We start from the raw sequence: 17,199 nt of genomic DNA, 5'->3' as shown, positions 1-17,199 counted from the left end.
AAGCGGGCGCGTACGCCCCACGCTCATCCAGCGTGTCGAGATGAGCTGAGCGAGGGCAGGAGTCGGAATCAATGGTGGATTCGGAAAGTCCCGGGTCGAACGATCGAGCGGCCTCGGACCGCGGCTGGCGGGTGGCCGTCGTCGGATCCGGGCCGAGCGGGATCTATGCGGTGCAGGCTCTGCTCAAACGCGATGAGGTGACCGCGGTCGACGTCTTCGAATCGTTGCCCGCCCCCTATGGGTTGCTGCGCTACGGCGTCGCCCCGGACCATGCCAAGACCAAGAGTGTCGCCCGCGCCCTGGCCCGCGCCTTCGACGATCCGCGGGTGCGGTTCTTCGGCAATGTGCGGGTCGGCAGCACCATCACCCGCCAGGAGTTGCTCGAGCACTACGACGCGATCGTGTACGCCACCGGGGCGCGGTACGACCGTGAGCTGGGGATCCCCGGTGAGCAGCTCACCGGCAGCGTGGGTGCCGCCGACTTCGTGGCCTGGTATTCGGGCCATCCCGATGTCGGACAGCCCGCCGACCTGTCGGGCAATCGCTCGATCGTGATCATCGGTGCGGGCAACGTAGCCCTCGACGTCGCCCGCATCTCCTTGCAGGACAGGAAGATCCTCGAGCACACCGATATGCCGCGCGAGGTGGTCGCCGAGATCGCCTCCGCACCGCTGGACGAGGTGCACCTGCTGATCCGCCGTGGTCCGGCGCATGTGAAGTTCTCCCGCGTCGAGCTGGCCGAACTCCTCACCCTGCCGGACCTGCGGGTACTGCTCCATGTCGACCCGGCCGAATTCGCCGAACGCGACGACCTGTCCAAGGAGGCCGGGGTCAACCTGAAGCTGTTCCGCGAGGCGCTGGCCCGGCAGGCCGAGTCGGATGCGGCGGGGGAGCAGCCGTCCCGGACCCTGCACGTGCACTTCTGGACCACCCCGGAACGGATCGAGGGGGAGCACCGGGTCTCCGCGGTCCGGGTCGTCACCCGCACCCCCGAGGGGGTCACCGTGGAGGGTGAGATCCCTGCCCAGGCGGCGATCCGGGCCATCGGCTACCGCGGGGAACCGATCGGTGGGCTGCCCTTCGATGAGATCGCCTGCCTGGTCCCGAACGAGGCCGGCGCGGTCGCGGCCCCGGCCGAGGTGGGCCGCGAGTTCGTCACCGGGTGGATCAAGCGCGGGCCGACCGGGGTGATCGGCACCAACAAGGGTGATGCGGCCGAGACCGTTGACACCCTGGCCGACGCGCTGGGGCGTACGCCCGGGGTGGGCGGGGAACGCCCCGACATCGCCGAACTCTTCGGCGACCGTGGCATCACCACCGTCGACTGGTCACAGTGGCACCGGATCGAGGAGGCCGAGCAGGCCCTCGGCGATGAGCACGGGGCGCCCACGGTGAAACTGGTCGACCGCGAGGAACTGCTCGACGCGGCCCGCCAGGAGCAGGAAACTGGACTGCGGAACTGAGCGATAGTGGCCTTGTCCGGTTGTCCGGAATGGCGCACGATTCGTAACCATGAGCCGACGACCAGATCGCATCAACCGTCACCCCGAACGGGCCCGGACCGAACGCGCCCAGCTCGATGCGGTGCTCGACGCCGGCCACCACTTCGGCTCCCTGAGCACGGTGCTCGACGGCCGACCGCTGGTGGTGCCGATGTTCTATGGCCGCGACGGCGATCGGATCGTGATGCACGGATCCACCGGTGCCGGGGCGCTCCGGCTGGTCGCCGAGGGCGCCCCCGCAGCGCTCTGCGTCAGCCTGCTCGACGGCTGGGTCTATGGCCACACGCTGTTCGACTCCAGCGCCAACTATCGCTCCGCGGTCGTGCACGGCGCGCTGCGCACCATCACCGGCGCGGAGGCCGCCGAGGCACTGACGACGCTGTCGGAGCAGCTGATGCCGGGCCGGGCCGCCGAGGTGCCCGAGCACACCCGCAAACAGCTCGCCGCCACCCAGTGCCTGACCCTGCCGATCACCGACGGCAGCTGGACGGTCAAGGTCCGCGCTGCCCCGCCCGGTGACCCGGAACCCGGCGAGCAGGTCGATCCGCGGCTGTGGACCGGGGTGCTGCCGATCGAATGGGGTTACGGCGAACCGGTCTCCGCACCCCGGGCGACCGGGCTGCCGGTCTCACCCTCGGTGCGCAGCTATGCCGGCGGTGCGCCCGGTTCGGCCTGAATCCGGGCCAGGGCCGCCGCGATCAGGGCGGCGGCCTCCCGGGCCCGGGTCTCCGGCAACCGGGCGTACCCGCACACCAGCCCGCCCGATCTCGATTCGCCCGCCCCCGGGTCACCGAGCCAGTAGTCGCTGAGCGCCTGACAGGCCAGGCCGTCGACCAGCAACCGATCACGGAGCGCGCGGTCGTCGATCCCGGCGGGCAACCGCAGCACCACATGCAGGCCGGCCTCGATGCCCTGCAGCACCAGTCCGGGCAGCAGATCCCGGCAGGCCTCGGTGAACCGGGACCGACGGGCCGCGTACCCACGCTGGGCGCGCGCCAGTTGGCGTACCAGGGCCCCCGAATCGACGAACTCGGCCAGCGCCGCGGCCGCCACCGGGTTGACCGAATCCCCTGTCCTGGCAAGGAAATCCTGCATCGGCTCCCGCAACCGGCGGGGCAGCACCACCCAGGCCACCCGAAGTTCCCGGGCCAGCATCTTGGAGGCCGTGCCGAGATAGATCACCCGCTCGGCACCGGCGTTCATGCTGTGCAGCGAGGGCATCGGCGCCACGTCGTAGCGGAACTCGCCGTCGTAGTCGTCCTCCAGGATCAGCGCATCGTGCGCGGTCGCCCAGTCGAGCAGCGCGGCCCGCCGGGCCACCGACATCCGGCTGCCCAGCGGGTACTGGTGGGCCGGGGTGACATAGCAACCCCACTCGTCACCCAGGTCATCGACCCGCAGCCCCTCGGCATCCACCGGTACTGGCCGCACCCGGGCGCCGCTGCTCTCCAGCGCCCGCCGGCCGGTCGAATAACCCGGCTCCTCGAAGGCGATCGCCCGGTCCGGTTCCCCGACCAGCCCGACCAGCGCCCGCAGCGCGGCATTCACGCCGGGGAAGAGGAAGACGTCGGCGGCGTCGCAGACCACCGCACGATTGCGGCGCAGGTGCTCGGCCAGCGCACGGCGCAACGGTTCGTGGAAGCTGTGGCCGAATCCCGGGCGCAACGCCGTCACCGCGTCGGCCGGCGGTTGCAGCGGTGCGGCGGCGGCGCGGCGCCAGGCGCGGGCCCAGTCGCGGTCGTCGATCAGCCCGGGATCGGGATGACCCGGGCGCAGATCGAGCCGGATCGGATGCGCGGTCCCCTCCGCCCCGGCCGACTGTGGTTCCGCCTCGGTCGGATGGGTGTACGCCCCGGCCAGCGACGCCGATCGGGCGCCGGGCCCGACCCGGGTCGCCGACCCCGCGGTGGCGACCAGGAATCCGGCCGCGCTCAACTCCTCGTACGCCGCCACGACGGCCGAGCGGGCCAGGCCGAGGTGCCGGGCCAGCGACCTGGTCGACGGCAGCGGGTCACCGTCGTGCAGCTGCCCGTCGGCGATCGCCCGCACCAGGGCGGCCGCGAGCTGGCTGGCCTGCCGACCGTCCCGGGGGTCCAGGGCGAGCGTGAGATGGAACGGCGTAGCGTGACGGGGCAAGACGATCCTTCCCATGAGCTCGGCACCTGGGTTCGGCTCAGGATAGGCGGAGTGGGGAACTGACGGCTTCAGGGTTGAAGCAGGAGGACAAGTGAGCGAAGACTTCCGCAGCGCACAGGAACTCCACCGGGCGTACGCCGCAGGGGAGCTGTCCCCGGTCGAGGAGCTGGAGCGGACGCTGGCCCGCACCGAGGACCTGCAACCGGTGCTCAATGCGATGAGCCGGATGGACACCGACACCGCCCGCGAGCAGGCCCGGCAGGCCGAACAGCGCTGGCGCGGGGGCAGTGCCCGGGGACCGCTGGATGGCGTACCGATCACCGTCAAGGACAACGTCCCGGTCGCCGGCCGGATCGCCCGCGCCGGATCGCGCGGCACCCCGGACACCCCGGGGAGGGTGAACGGCCCGGTGGTCGACCGGTTGCTGGAGGCCGGTGCGGTGATCGTCGGCGCGACCACGATGCCGGACTGGGGCTGCAAGGGTGTCGGTGATTCGCCGCTGTGGGGCACCACCCGCAACCCGTGGGACCGTTCGCTCACCCCTGGTGGGTCGAGCAGTGGCGCGGCGGCCGGGGTGGCGGCCGGGATGACGCCCTGGTCGATCGGCTCCGACGGGGCCGGATCGATCCGGATGCCGGCCGGATTCTGTGGCCTGGCAGGGATCAAGCCCACCTACGGGCGGGTCGCGATGCTGCCCGGCAGCGCCTTCGGCTCGCTCTCCCACCAGGGCCCGCTGGCGCGTACCGTCGGCGACCTGGCGATCCTGCTGGACGCGATCGCCCAGCCCGACGACCGGGACGGGATGAGCTGGCCGGGACCCGGTTTCCAGGTGCCGTCCGGTGACGGTTCCCTCGACGGGCTCCGGGTCGCCGTCGACATCGACTGGGGGCCCTATCCCGCCGCCCCCGAACTGCGGGCGGCGGTGCAGCAGACCGCGGACCGGTTGGCGGCCCGCGGCGCCCGGGTGGAGCCGGTGTCGGTCGATGTCGCCGGCGCCCGGGAGACCCTGGATCTGTTGTGGGAAACGGGTTGCGCGGCGGTGATCGACCACGCCGGGCCGGAGCGGCGCGAGCTCTTCGATGAGACGATGCGCTATTTCGCGGACCGGGCGGCCGGGCACACCGCGATCCAGTACGCCGATGCGATGGCTTCCCGAACCCTGCTCGCCGGCCGGTTGGCCGCCCTGCACCGGGACTGGGACGTGCTGCTCACCCCGGTCACCACGACGCCGGCCTTCGAGGTGGACACCGATATCCCGGCCGGGTCGGGAATGGAATCCTGGCTGGACTGGGCGCCCTACACCTATCCGTTCAATCTGACCGGGCAGCCGGCGATGACGGTGCCGGCCGGGGTCGATGAGCGGAACCGACCGCTGGCGATCCAGTTGGTCGGGCCCCGGTTCACCGACCAGCGGTTGCTGGCGGTGGCCGCGGTGATCGAGGCGGAGACCGGCGGTTTCGCCGGACTCAGCGACGGGGGCCGGCGATTGGATCTGGAGGGTCGATGAGTCCGGCCGTGCAGTCCGCCGGTCCGCCGCTGGTCGTGGTGCAGGGAACACCGGAGCAGATGGGGGAGCGGCTCGGTGACCAGACCGCCGAGTTGGTCGCCGATTCGCTGCACCACTATCTGGGGCAGTTCCGCGATCTGGCCGGGTTGGCCGAGGACGAGGTGCGCCAAGCCGGGGCCCGGTTCGGCGAGATCTGCGCCGGCTTCGACCCGATCACCGAGCGGATGCTGCGCGGCCTGGCGCACGGTGCCGGGGTGGACCCGGAACTGATCTTCGCGCTGAACGCCCGGACCGAACTTCTCTACGGTGGTGAGGATTCCCGTGAGTCGAAGGAGTTTCAGGAGGAGGGCTGCACCTCGCTGGCGGTGCTGGGATCGCACACCGCCGCCGGCCGGTTGCTGGTCGCGCAGAACTGGGACTGGCATCCCCGGCAGCAGCGGACCTCCTTCCTGCTGGCCAGCCGCGACGATCGTGGGCATGCCGCGCTCACCCTGACCGAACCGGGGATGCTGGCCAAGTCGGGGGTCAGTTCGACCGGGCTCGCGGTCTGCGCCAACCTGCTGGTGTCGGACCGGGACCGCGGGTGGGACGGGGTGCCGTATCACTTCCTGCTGCGTTCGGTGCTGCACGCGCCCCGGTTCAGCCGGGCGCTGCAGACGCTGCTGCAGGCCAGGCGGATCTCCTCGGGCAATCTGATGCTCGGCGCCGCCGACGAGCACGGTGCGGAGGCGATCAATCTGGAACTGGCGCCGGGCTATCACGGGGTGCAGTACCCGGGCGAGGACGGGCTGGTCGCGCACGCGAACCACTTCGAACCGCCGGTGCCGTTCACCGATCTGCGCGCCGGCCGGGCCGCGCTCACCCTGCTCCGCCCGACCCGGGTCCGGCACCGGCTGGCGGATGCCCTGGCCGCCCGCGGGGTCGATGCGGCCGCGATCGCCGCTGCGCTGCGGGACCACTTCTCCGTCCCCGACAGCGTCTGCCGGCACCAGGATCCCGTCGTCGCCGAGGCCGATCAGGTGATCACCTGTTACGCGCTGATCCTCGACCCCTTGGCCGGCCGGTTGTCGATCGCCACCGGCCCGGTCTGCGAGAACCCCTTCGCCAGTTGGGATCTCACCCGTGTCTTCGACGACGACCCAGCCCCCGAGGTCAGCCTGGAACCGGATCCCCAGGATGGCTGAGCGAGCGAGGAACGAGCGAGACGAAGCCACCGAGGACGAGTCCCTGCCAGACCGGTTCGGAATGCGGGAACAGCCGCCGAGCACCACGGAGTCCTGCCTGCCCTATCTAGGGCTGCTGGTGCTCGCCTGGGCGATCGGTTACCCGGTCTACATGCAGATCGTGCTGCAGATCAGGCGCGACTGCTCGATGTGTGAGGGCCCCGGGTACGCCTTGGGCCTGCCGATCTTCTGCTTCGGCCTGTTCGTGGCGCTGGTGCTGCTGTGCTGGGTGGTGCGCGCGCTGGTGCGCCGATACAAAGAATGACCATGGAATATTTGGCCCTCGGGCTGCACTATTCACTTATAAGGGCGAATATTCCATGGTCATTCTCCCCGGATGGTTCAGACCCCGAGCCGCATCCACTTCTCGCCGCGGGCGCGGACGCCGAGCACGATCAGCCGGCCGAGCATCGAGATGCCGTATGCCGCCCAGAGCCAGACCAGGCCGGCCCCGAGCCGATCCACCAGCAGGGCGACGGGCACATAGGCCGCCGCCACCAGCAGTCCGCCGATCGCCAGGTATCGCGCATCGCCGGCACCGATCAGCACCCCGTCCAGCACGAAGACCACCCCGGCGATCGGCTGCAGCAGGGCCACCACCAGCAGCACCCGGGTGACCAGTGACCGCACCTCGGGGTCGGGGGTGAACACCAGCGGCAGCAGCCAGGACACCGCCGCGATCACCGCCCCGGCGACGATTCCGCCGACCACACCCCAGCGCACCATCATCGCGGTGAGGTGCCGGGTGGTCGCGGCATCGCCGGCGCCCAGGTGCTTGCCGATCACCGCTTGGGCCGCGATGGCCACCGCATCGAGGGCGAAGGCGAGGAAGGTCCAGATGGAGTTGACCACCTGGTGGGAGGCCAGGCCGACCGCCCCGGTGTGGGTCGCCACCACGGTCGTCGCGGTGATCGAGACCTGCAGGGCGAGGGTGCGCAGCACCAGCCAGCCGCCGTTGCGGGCGGCCGCCAGCACCCCGAGCGGACGGAACCGCAGCGGCGTACCCTCCCGGCGGGCGCCGCGGATCACCACATAGGAAAGGATTCCGGCCGCCAGCACCTGCGCGCAGACCGTGCCGATCGCCGCGCCCGCGATGCCGAGACCGATTCCGTGCACCAGCACCAGGTTCAGCACGATGTTGGCCAGGTTGAGGGTGATCGCGACCTTCAGCGGGGTACGGGTGTCCTGCAGTCCGCGCAGCACCCCGGTGGCGGCCAGCATCACCAGCAGGAAGGGGAAGCCGAGCGAGGCCACTCGCAGATAGGCGTTCGCCTGCGCGGCCACCTCGGCGCTCGGCTGGTAGAGCGCGATCAGCTGCCCCTGTGCCAGCTGCAGGAAGACGGTGACCAGCACCCCGATCAGTCCGGCGAGCACGATCCCGTCGACGCCACCGGCCAGCGCCCCGCGCCGATCGCCCGCCCCGAGCCGCCGCGCCACCGTTGCCGTCGTGCCGTAGGCCAGGAAGACGCAGAGCCCGGCGATCACGGTGATGATGTTCCCCGCGATGCCCAGGCCGGCCAGTTCGATGGTGCCCAGATGCCCGATGATCGCCGCATCCCCCATCAGCAGCAGCGGCTCCGAGACCAGGGTGGCGAAGGTCGGGATCGCCAGCGCGAGCACCTCCCGGCGATGGGTCGCGGGATCGGGCCGGGTCGGTGCGCGGTTCTCCTCCTCTGCTGCCACCCGGTCAGCCTAGAGGGACGGTACGCCGCCGCGATTGCCGTCCGGGCACGTCCTCGGTTAATCTGCACATATGACGAGTCATTCAGATGTCGCGTCGGCCACTGTGCCGCGCCCGGATGCGGCGACGCTCACCCGGGCGGCCGACGCGTTCGCGCTGCTCGGCGACCCGAACCGACTGCGGCTGCTGATCTCGCTGCTGGACGGCGAGCAGTGCGTCGGCGGTCTCGCCGAGGCGAACGGGCAGAGCGAGTCCGCGGTCTCGCACGCGCTCCGGCTGCTCCGCGCGCACGGCATCGTCGCGGCCCGGCGTTCCGGCCGGCACGTCTTCTATCGACTCGAGGACGCCCACGTCCGCAACCTGATCGAGATCGCCCTCGCGCACAGCGACGAGGCCGATCACCTGGACCACAGCCACCACGGCCCGATTGAAGGAGACAACTGATGGGATCTGGACACAGCCACGGCCCGGCGATCGCACCCGGGCACGCCGGTGCCCGGCAGCGCCGTCGACTCACCTTCTCGTTCATCCTGATCGCGACCTTCTTCGTGGTCGAACTGGTCGCTGGTCTGTGGACCGGTTCGCTGGCGCTGCTCTCGGACGCCGGCCACATGGCCGCCGACGTCTCCACCCTCGGCGCCGCGCTGCTGGCCACCCACATCGCGAGCAAGCCGGATGAATCGGGCAAGCGCACCTACGGGCGCTACCGCATCGAGGTCTTCGCCGCCCTCTTCGCCGCCGCGGTGATGATGGGTGTCGCGGTGTTCGTGATGATCGAGGCCATCGACCGGATCGGCAAGCCCGTCGAGATCGCGACCTGGCCGATGATGGTCGTCGGCGCGATCGGCCTGCTGATCAACGTGATCGTGCTGTTCGTGCTCCGCGACGGCGCCTCGGAGAGCCTGAACGTCAAGGGTGCCTATCTCGAGGTGCTCGCCGATGCCGCCGGCTCGGTCGGCGTCCTCGTCGCCGGTGCCCTGATGATGTGGACCGGTAACGCCTACTGGGACACCATCGTGGCCGCCGCCATCGGCATCTTCGTCGCCGTCCGTGCGGTGATCCTGGGCCGTGAGGTGTTCGCCGTGCTCGGCCAGCACGTGCCGGCCGGGATGGACCCGACCCAGGTGCGCGCCGACCTGGCCGCCCTCCCGGGCGTACGCGATGTGCACGACCTGCACCTGTGGACGCTGACCTCGGGGATGAACGTCGCCACCGTGCACCTGGTCGCCGACGACGAGCAGCAGGTCCACTCGGTCCTCGACGAGGCCCGTCAGCTGCTCGAGGAGAAGCACGGCATCACCCACGCCACGCTGCAGGTGGAGCCGGAGGATCACAAGGGTTGCGCCGAGGTCGGTTGGTGAGGCCAGAATTGCGGTCGTGACCACCCACGAGTACGCCACCACGCTGAGCTGGAGCGGATCGACCGGCGTCGGCTACGACGGCTACGACCGCAGCCACACCGTCACCCCGTCCGGTGCGCCGGAGCTGACGATCAGCGCGGATCCGGCCTTCCGCGGCGATCCGGCCCAGCTCAACCCGGAGCAACTGCTGCTGGCGGCCGCGACCTCCTGCCAGCTGCTGTCCTTCCTGGCCGTCGCCGCACGCGCTCGGATCGACGTGGTGGCGTACGCCGACGAGGCCGTCGCGATCATGCCGGACGACGTGCGCCCGACCCGGATCACCGAGATCGTGCTGCGGCCCCGGATCACCGTGCGCGGCGACGCGAGCCGGGTGCCGAGGCTGGTGGAGATCGCCCACTCCGAATGCTTCATCGCGAATTCGCTGGCGGTCTCGATGCGGATCGAACCGACCATCGAGGAGATCTGAGCGGCGGCGTACCCCTCAGCTCACCACCCGCAGACCTCCGCCCAGCCGGCCGGTGGTGATCAGCGATCCGAGTTCGCCGAGTTTGCGGCGGGCATCGTCATCGGCCGGTTGGAAGACGGTGAGTTTGAGCCGACGATGCTCCTGCACCACCAGGCTGAGCGCGCGATAGGTGACCTCGCCGACGTGGACGGAGCGGATCGTCTTGGTGCCGGTGGCCTCGCGCAGCACATCACCGGATTCCCACAGCTCGGTGAAGCCGTCGCAGCCGTGCAACCGGTCCAGCAGCGCCGGCCAGCGCGGATCGTTCATCGTCTCGGAATAGGAGGCGCGCAGCTTGGCCACCGAGACCGCCCGGTGCCGCTCGAACTCCCGATAGCCCTCGCGCCAACCCGGTTGGGTGAACGTCAGCAGGGTGCAGTTCAACGACTCCCGGGGCAACCGATCGGTGTCATCGATCATGAAGCGCCAGGTCTGGTTCCAGGCCACCGCATAGGTCAGGTTGTCGGTGACGACCACGGGTGTGGGCCACAGGTTGTCGATCAGGGTGTGCACCCGCTCGTCGACCTCGTTGAGCCCCGGGGTGAGCGCCCGATCGGGGTAGCCGCCGAGCTGGAAGAGGTGGGCCCGCTCGTCGGCATTGAGCAGCAACGCATCGGCCAGCGAACCGAGCACCTGTTCCGAGGCGTGCACATCGCGACCCTGTTCCAGCCACGTGTACCAGGTGGTGCCGACATTGGCGAGCACCGCGACCTCCTCGCGGCGCAACCCCGGCACCCGGCGCCGCGGGCCGCCCGGGAGATCGACCTCGGCCGGGGTGAGCCGGTCGCGGCGGCTGCGCAGGAACCGCCCGAGCTCGGTGCTGCGCTGATCGTCGGTCCGGCCGTCATCCATGCGCCCATTCTCCGCCGATCACCACCCGGCTGGAAGGCCTCAGGCTGGTGGTGCCGGTACCAGCATGGGGACCGTCTTCCTGGCTCCGGTGATCGGGGTGAGAGTGGGTGTCATGTCTCGCGTCCTCTCGGTCTGGCCGTTGTACGCCGCAGCGTTCCTGGCCACCTTCCAGCTGTCGCTGGCCAACATCTCGGTGCCCGACATCCGGCACAGCCTGGGTACCGGGCCGGCCGGGCTCTCCCTGGTGGTCGGCGCCTTCACCGCCGCCTTCGCCGCCGGGCTGGTCACCGCCGGTCATCTCGGTGACCGGCTGGGGCGGCGCAGGCTGTTCCGGATCGGGCTGGCCGGGGTGGTGCTGGCGACCGTGGCCGCGGCGGTGGCGCCCGGGATCGGCCTGCTGCTGGTCGCGCGGGCGGCGCAGGGGTTGGCGAGCGCGGTGATGATGCCGCAGATCCTGGCCACCATCCAGGCGATGCTGACCGGTGCCGACCGGGCGCTCGCGGTCGCGGTCTTCTCGGCGGCCAGCGGGGTCGGGACGGTGGCCGGGCAGCTGGTCGGCGGCGCGGTGATCGTCGCACTCCCGGCCGGTTTCGGATGGCGGGGTGCGCTGCTCACCGGTGCGGTGGTGGCCGCTGCGGCGTACCTCGGGGGAGCGAAGCTGCCCGACACCCGCTCCGCGCACCCGGCCCGCATCGATCCGGTCGGTTCGATGCTGCTCGCCGCCGCGCTGCTGGTGCTGGTGGTGGCGCTCTCGCTCGGCCCGACGGCCGGTTGGGCGGTGTGGGATCTGGGTCTGCTCGGGCTCGCCGTGGTGTTGCTGATCGCGCTGATCCTGCATCAGCGGTGGGCCGCGCGGACCGACCGGCCCGCGGTGCTGCCGGCCGCGGTGCTGGCCCTGCCACCGGTGTGGATCGGGATGACGATGGCCCTGGTCTTCTTCTCCGGCTTCGGTGCCTTCATGTATGACTTCGCCCTGTTCACCCAGGGATCGCTCGGGCTGAACGCGTTCGGGTCGGGCCTGGCGACCGGGCTGTTCGCGCTCGCCTTCGTCACCGGGTCGATCACCTCGACCCGGATGATCGCCCGCTTCGGCGGCCGCACGATGGTGATCGGTGCGGTGCTGCAGGGGCTCTCGCTGATCGCGGTCGGGCTGGTCTCCTGGGCGCAGGTGTCCGGTTGGGTGTGGTGGTTCCAGCTGATCGGGGTGGTGCTCGGATTCGCGCAGTCGTGGATGTTCGCGCCGCTGGTCGGTGCGGTGATGCAGGCGGTACCGGACCGGGTGGCGGGACTCACCGGTGGCCTGATCGCGACCGCCCAGCAGGCGGCCCTCGGGCTCGGGGTGGCGGTCTTCGGCGGCCTGTACGCCCAGCTGGGTCCGGTGCTCGGTGAGTCGCGCGCGTTCGGCGCGGTGGCCTTCATCCAGGTCGGCCTGGCGGTCGTCTTCGGCGCCCTGGCGGTACGCCTGCTCGGCGCGCAGAACCGGGTGGTGGCCGCCACGGTCATCGAGTAGCTCGCGCAGCGAAGCTGAGATTGACCGGTACGCCGGTTGAGCGAGCGAGGTACGAGCGAGTCGAGATGATGCCGCGTTCATCTCGACACGCCAGCCATTGCTCCGCTTCGCTGCGCATGGCTGGCTACTCGATGAACGTGTGTGGAGGTGCTTCGCTGCGCATGGCTGGCTACTCGATGAACGTCAGGAATCTCTGCGCAGCAGGAGAAATGCCTGCGGGTCGGGTTCGTTGCCGACGGGGGCGCGGCGCAGGCGGGCCAACTCCGTCGTACCGGGCCAGGCCGCGGCGACCTCGTCCAGGGTGTGCCGCCAGCGGCTCAGTGTGACCTGATGACCGAGGTCGCGATAGAACGCCGACAGGTCCTTCTCGCCCTCACCCTCCTGGAAGCCGATCAGCAGCGCACCACCGGGTGTGAGCACCCGCAGCACCTCGGTGACGGCCGGCCCCCATTGCGACAGCGGGGTGTGGATCATCGAATACCAGAGCAGCACCCCGTCGAACGCCGCATCGCCGAACGGCAGGTCGGCCAGCGGGGCCACCTCGATGGTCAACTCCGGATGCACCCGGCGGGCGTGCTCCACCATCCCCGGCGAGATGTCACAACCGGTGACCTGGGAACCGCGGGCACTCAGCTCGGCGATCATCCGGCCGGTACCGCAACCGGCGTCCAGCACCCGCTGCGGCTCCGGCACCACGCTGGTGAACGCACCGATCATCGCCAGCTCCAGCGGCTGCTCGGCGCGGGTGTCCGGCAGCAACCGGGCATAGTCGTCGGCGAGCTGGTCGTAGGCGCGGGCAGCGGTCGTTCCGGGGTCCTGGGGTTCCATTCGCGGCACGCTACCGAAGGCGAACGGGGCCGCCCGTTAGGCTGCGCCGGGTGAGCGCAGACCAGGTGCAACCCGCGGGCCGCCGATCCGCCTGGCGCGGTGTCGTCGGCTTCGGACTGGTCAGCCTGGCCGCGGACATGGTCTACGAGGGCGGTCGGTCGATCTATGGTCCGCTGCTCGCCACCCTCGGCGCCAGCGCAGCGATCACCGGTCTGGTCACCGGCGCCGGTGAGGCGATGGCCCTGGTGCTGCGGGTCGTCTCCGGGCCGCTCGCCGATCGCACCGGCCGCTACTGGGCGCTCACCCTGCTCGGTTACGGGCTGACCGCCATCTGCGTACCGCTGCTCGCGATCACCCCACTCATCGGCGCCGCCGGCCTGCTGCTCGCGATCCTGCTGATCCTCGCCGAACGCGCGGGCAAGGCCGTCCGCAGCCCCGCCAAGAGCGCCCTGCTCGCCGAGGCCGCCACCCGGGTCGGCAGCGGCCGCGGATTCGGCGTGCACAAGGCCCTCGACCAGATCGGCGCCTTCGCCGGACCGCTGCTGGTCGCCGCCCTGTTGGCGGCCACCGGCACCCTCACCCCGGCGCTCGCCGCCCTGGTCATCCCCGGTGCGATCGCGATGGGATTGCTGCTCTGGTTGCGATCCCGGACACCCCAACCCGTCCGCGACGACCAGCCGCACGGCAGCTGGTGGCAGGACACCATCGGCAGCAATCTCGGCCGGCGGTTCTGGCTCTTCGCCCTGGCCGCCGCCTCCGCCACCGCCGGCCTGGTCACCTTCGGGATGATCGGCTTCCACCTCAGCAGCACCGGGTTGCTGCCGCTGGCCGCGATCCCGCTGGCGTACGCCGGGGGTCAGCTGGTCGCCGCGCTGGCCGCCCTGGTGACCGGGCTGGGGTACGACCGGGTCGGCGGCCGGGTGCTCTACGCGCTGCCGCTGCTGGTCCTGCTGGTACCGGTCTTCGCGTTCACCCGCTCGGTCTGGGCGGTGCTGCTCGGGATCGCCTGCTGGGGCGCGGCCAACGGTGTCCAGGACTCCACCATCAAGGCCGTCGTCGCCGACCTGACCCCGCGCGGCCGCCGCGCCACGGCGTACGGTGTCTTCGCCGCCGTCCAGGGTGCCGCGGCCGTGCTCGGCGGCGGTCTGGCCGGTCTGCTCTATGAACGCTCGATCCCCGCCCTGATAGCAGTGGTCGCCGGATTGCAGGTGATCACCGTGGTCCTGCTGCTGATCACCGGCCGCAGTTCATCCACTCGTCCCCCGACCGTCACCGACACCTCACCGAAGCGGCCCGGCGGGTGACGATAACGTCTCCCGCATGAGCGAAACCCAGTCGAGCAACACCATCAGCCGGCGTGGCATCCTCACCGCCGCGGTCGTCGGCGGCGCCGGCCTCGCGCTCGGCGATGCCCCGGCGTACGCCGCCCAGCCCGGCCGGCCCGGCCCCGGCCGGGGGAACGCGCTGCGGCTGACCGTGCTCGGCACCACCGACCTGCACGGCAACGTCTACAACTGGGACTACTTCAAGAACGCCGAATACGACGACGCCGCGCACAACGACATCGGCACCGCCAAGGCGGCCACCCTGATCAAGGCGATGCGCGCCGAACGCGGCGCGGACACCTGCATCACCCTCGATGCCGGTGACACCATCCAGGGCACCCCGCTGGCCTACTACTACGCCAAGATCGACCCGATCACCAACGGGCCCATCCATCCGATGGCCGCGGCGATGAACGCCGTCGGCTACGACGCGGCCGCGCTCGGCAACCACGAGTTCAACTACGGCCTGGACATCCTGCGCACCTTCGAGCGCCAGCTCACGCATCCGCTGCTCGGTGCCAATGCCGTCGACTGGAGCACCGGCGAACCCGTCTTCCCGCCCTATGTGCTGAAGCGGATCAACGTGCCCGGCGCCAAACCGGTCACCGTCGGCATCCTCGGTCTGGTCACCCCCGGGGTCGCGATCTGGGACAAGGCCGTCGTGGAGGGGAAGATCCGCTTCCCCGGACTCGTCGAGCAGGCGAAGAAGTACGTACCGAAGATGAAGGCCGAGGGCGCCGACGTGGTGCTCGTCTCGGCCCACTCGGGCGCCGACACCTCATCTTCCTACGGCGACGCGCTGCCCTATCCGGAGAACGCCGCCAGCCTGATCGCCGAACAGGTGCCCGACATCGACGCGATCCTGGTCGGCCATGCGCACAAGGAGATCCCGCAGCGCTATGTCACGAACAAGGCCACCGGTCGGCAGGTGCTGTTGTCCGAGCCGAGCTACTGGGGCATGCGGGTCACCGTGATGGATCTCAACCTGGTCAAGGATCGCGGCCAGTGGCGGGTCGACACCGCGACCGCGACCCTGCTGAACTCCAACACCGCGCCCGAGGACCCGCAGGTGGCCGCCGCGCTGCGCAGCCAGCACCAGCAGGTCCTCGACTACGTCAACGGGGTGATCGGCACCTGCACCCAGGCGATGAGCGCGGCCACCTCACGCTATGAGGACACCGCCGCGATGGACTTCATCAACCTGGTCCAGGCCCAGTCGGTGAAGGCGGCCCTGGTCGGCACCCAGTACGCCGACACCCCGGTGCTGTCGATCGCCGCGCCGTTCAACAAGAACGCCGCGATTCCGGCCGGTGAGGTGACGGTACGCGATGTGGCCGGGCTCTACATCTACGACAACACGCTGCTCGGCATCGCGTTCACCGGTGCCCAGGTGAAGGCCTACCTGGAGAAGTCGGCCGAATACTTCAAGCAGGTACCCGGTCCGGGGACCTATCCGGCGGATGCGGTCACCAACGCGACCACCCCGACCGCGCCGAACGGTACGCCGGACTACAACTACGACATCATGGGCGGCCTGGACGCCGAGCTCACCTACGACATCGACATCGCCGCACCGGTGGGTTCGCGGATCAGGAACCTGGCCTACGCCGGGTCCCCGGTCGCCGACGCGCAGCAGTTCGTGGTCGCGATCAACAACTACCGCCAGTCCGGCGGCGGCAGCTTCCCCGGGGTGACCACCGCCCCGGTGGTGGACAACCGGCAGCAGGAGATCCGGCAACTGCTGATCGACTGGGTGACTGCGAACAAGACCATCGACCCGCCCAGCTTCTTCAAACAGAGTTGGAAACTCACTGCCGGCGGTACGCCGCTGACGATCACCGGTTGAGGGGATCCTCTCGACACGCTCGCTGCGCGAGCTGCTCGAGGATCGTGGGGGACACGCTCGCTGCGCGAGCTACTCGAGGATCGGGGGGAAGTGGGCACCCGATAGGGTCGGGTCGAGACGCAACGAAGGGGTGTTCATGGAGGTCATCGTCAGCGACTCGGCACAGGAGTCGGCACGACTGGCGGCGGATGCCATCAGCGCGCTCTACCGGGACGAGCCGGCGGCGGTGCTCGGTGTCGCCACCGGATCCAGCCCGGTCGAGGTCTACGCCGAACTGGGCCGCCGGGTCGAGACGGGTAAGCTGACGATGGCCGGCGGTCAGGCGTTCATGCTGGATGAATACGTCGGCCTGCCGGCCGATCATCCGCAGCGCTACCGCAACGTCATCGACCGCGATTTCTCCGCCCGGGTTGATCTTCCGGCCGATCGGGTGCACGGCCCGGACGGCATGGCGAGCGACGTGGTGGCCGCCTGTGCGGCGTACGAGGACCAGATCCGCGCCGCCGGCGGGGTCGACCTGCAGATCCTCGGGATCGGCACCGATGGGCACATCGCCTTCAACGAACCCGGTTCCTCGCTCGCTTCCCGGACCCGGATCAAGACCCTCACCCCGCAGACCCGCGCCGACAACGCCCGCTTCTTCGACGACGATGTGGACGCGGTCCCCCGGCACTGCCTGACCCAGGGCGTCGGCACGATCATGGATGCCAAGCACATCGTGCTGCTGGCCAACGGCAAGGCCAAGGCCGAGGCGGTGCACCATGTCGTCGAGGGTCCGGTCACCGCGATGTGGCCGGGTTCGGTGCTGCAGTTCCATCCGCATGTCACCGTCTTCGTCGACCATGCCGCGGCCTCCCGGTTGCAGCTGGCCTCGTACTACGTCCAGACCGCGCAGGACAAGCCGGACTGGCAGGGTTTCTGAC

General features: G+C 70.4%; 16 protein-coding genes. 12 read left to right on the top strand and 4 right to left on the bottom strand.

The features are described 5' to 3' along the window. Positions 1-131 precede the first annotated feature (131 nt). Together C8D81_RS10660 and C8D81_RS10655 are read left to right on the top strand one after the other, a co-directional pair. Positions 132-1,463 (top strand): FAD-dependent oxidoreductase, encoded by a 1,332-nt coding sequence (locus C8D81_RS10660; protein WP_166646763.1) that lies wholly within the window; start codon positions 132-134, stop codon positions 1,461-1,463. Positions 1,464-1,512: 49 nt separating this feature from the next. Then, positions 1,513-2,178, top strand: coding sequence for a pyridoxamine 5'-phosphate oxidase family protein (locus C8D81_RS10655; RefSeq protein WP_094400631.1), 666 nt, complete (start codon positions 1,513-1,515; stop codon positions 2,176-2,178). Here the strand turns inward: C8D81_RS10655 and pdxR are convergent. Next, entirely contained in the window at positions 2,148-3,638 is a 1,491-nt protein-coding gene (gene pdxR / locus C8D81_RS10650) for a MocR-like pyridoxine biosynthesis transcription factor PdxR (protein ID WP_094431072.1), read from the bottom strand. The two genes, C8D81_RS10655 and pdxR, sit on opposite strands and share 31 nt — an antisense overlap. Positions 3,639-3,729: 91 nt before the next feature. On the opposite strand from pdxR, the gene C8D81_RS10645 reads away from it, so the two are divergent. The 3 genes from C8D81_RS10645 to C8D81_RS10635 are packed head-to-tail and all read left to right on the top strand — an operon-like array spanning position 3,730 to position 6,633. Beyond that, a complete protein-coding gene (locus tag C8D81_RS10645; RefSeq protein WP_133626033.1) occupies positions 3,730-5,145 on the top strand; it encodes an amidase family protein in 1,416 nt (471 codons plus the stop codon). After that, on the top strand, positions 5,142-6,329 hold the full coding sequence (locus C8D81_RS10640) for a C45 family autoproteolytic acyltransferase/hydolase (protein WP_133626032.1): 1,188 nt from the start codon (positions 5,142-5,144) through the stop codon (positions 6,327-6,329). Before C8D81_RS10645 ends, C8D81_RS10640 begins: the two co-directional genes overlap by 4 nt. Then, positions 6,322-6,633 carry a hypothetical protein gene (locus C8D81_RS10635; RefSeq protein ID WP_133626031.1) on the top strand — a complete coding sequence of 104 codons (312 nt, stop codon included), beginning with the start codon at positions 6,322-6,324 and terminating at the stop codon, positions 6,631-6,633. Before C8D81_RS10640 ends, C8D81_RS10635 begins: the two co-directional genes overlap by 8 nt. 77 nt (positions 6,634-6,710) lie before the next feature. On the opposite strand, the gene C8D81_RS10630 is transcribed toward C8D81_RS10635, so the two are convergent. Continuing rightward, entirely contained in the window at positions 6,711-8,051 is a 1,341-nt protein-coding gene (locus C8D81_RS10630; RefSeq protein WP_229119116.1) for an MATE family efflux transporter, read from the bottom strand. Between the two features lie 70 nt (positions 8,052-8,121). Between C8D81_RS10630 and C8D81_RS10625 the strand changes: the two genes are divergently transcribed. From C8D81_RS10625 to C8D81_RS10615, 3 genes are read left to right on the top strand one after another with little or no spacing between them, the layout of a single operon-like run. Continuing rightward, a complete protein-coding gene (locus C8D81_RS10625) occupies positions 8,122-8,493 on the top strand; it encodes an ArsR/SmtB family transcription factor (RefSeq protein WP_094404886.1) in 372 nt (123 codons plus the stop codon). Then, positions 8,493-9,410, top strand: a complete 918-nt coding sequence (locus tag C8D81_RS10620) for a cation diffusion facilitator family transporter (protein ID WP_094357480.1) — start codon at positions 8,493-8,495, stop codon at positions 9,408-9,410. The genes C8D81_RS10625 and C8D81_RS10620 overlap by 1 nt, the downstream gene beginning before the upstream one ends. Before the next feature lie 16 nt (positions 9,411-9,426). Further along, positions 9,427-9,876: an OsmC family protein gene (locus C8D81_RS10615; RefSeq protein ID WP_094357478.1), complete on the top strand. Its 450-nt coding sequence runs from the start codon at positions 9,427-9,429 to the stop codon at positions 9,874-9,876. A gap of 15 nt (positions 9,877-9,891) precedes the next feature. Here the strand turns inward: C8D81_RS10615 and C8D81_RS10610 are convergent, their stop codons facing one another. Next, positions 9,892-10,767 (bottom strand): helix-turn-helix transcriptional regulator, encoded by an 876-nt coding sequence (locus tag C8D81_RS10610; RefSeq protein ID WP_133626030.1) that lies wholly within the window; start codon positions 10,765-10,767, stop codon positions 9,892-9,894. Between the two features lie 112 nt (positions 10,768-10,879). Between C8D81_RS10610 and C8D81_RS10605 the strand changes: the two genes are divergently transcribed. Next, positions 10,880-12,277 carry an MFS transporter gene (locus C8D81_RS10605; RefSeq protein WP_166646762.1) on the top strand — a complete coding sequence of 466 codons (1,398 nt, stop codon included), beginning with the start codon at positions 10,880-10,882 and terminating at the stop codon, positions 12,275-12,277. Positions 12,278-12,460: 183 nt separating this feature from the next. On the opposite strand, the gene C8D81_RS10600 is transcribed toward C8D81_RS10605, so the two are convergent. Further along, positions 12,461-13,105: a class I SAM-dependent methyltransferase gene (locus tag C8D81_RS10600; RefSeq protein WP_133626029.1), complete on the bottom strand. Its 645-nt coding sequence runs from the start codon at positions 13,103-13,105 to the stop codon at positions 12,461-12,463. A 50-nt stretch (positions 13,106-13,155) separates the two neighbouring features. Between C8D81_RS10600 and C8D81_RS10595 the strand changes: the two genes are divergently transcribed. The 3 genes from C8D81_RS10595 to nagB all read left to right on the top strand — a co-directional run bounded on the left by C8D81_RS10595 (position 13,156) and on the right by nagB (position 17,198). Continuing rightward, the gene (locus tag C8D81_RS10595; RefSeq protein ID WP_229119967.1) at positions 13,156-14,409 is read left to right on the top strand and encodes an MFS transporter; all 1,254 of its coding nucleotides are present in this window, start codon (positions 13,156-13,158) and stop codon (positions 14,407-14,409) included. A 16-nt stretch (positions 14,410-14,425) separates the two neighbouring features. Further along, a complete protein-coding gene (locus tag C8D81_RS10590; RefSeq protein WP_133626028.1) occupies positions 14,426-16,276 on the top strand; it encodes a bifunctional metallophosphatase/5'-nucleotidase in 1,851 nt (616 codons plus the stop codon). A 136-nt stretch (positions 16,277-16,412) separates the two neighbouring features. Then, positions 16,413-17,198, top strand: coding sequence for a glucosamine-6-phosphate deaminase (gene nagB, locus C8D81_RS10585; protein WP_133626027.1), 786 nt, complete (start codon positions 16,413-16,415; stop codon positions 17,196-17,198). Position 17,199: the final 1 nt, after the last annotated feature.

The sequence above is a fragment of the Enemella evansiae genome, assembly GCF_004362375.1.
GTDB classification, from domain to species: Bacteria; Actinomycetota; Actinomycetes; order Propionibacteriales; family Propionibacteriaceae; genus Enemella; species Enemella evansiae.
Note: the sequence above shows the minus strand (reverse complement) of the source record. Positions and strands in the feature narration are given on the sequence as shown.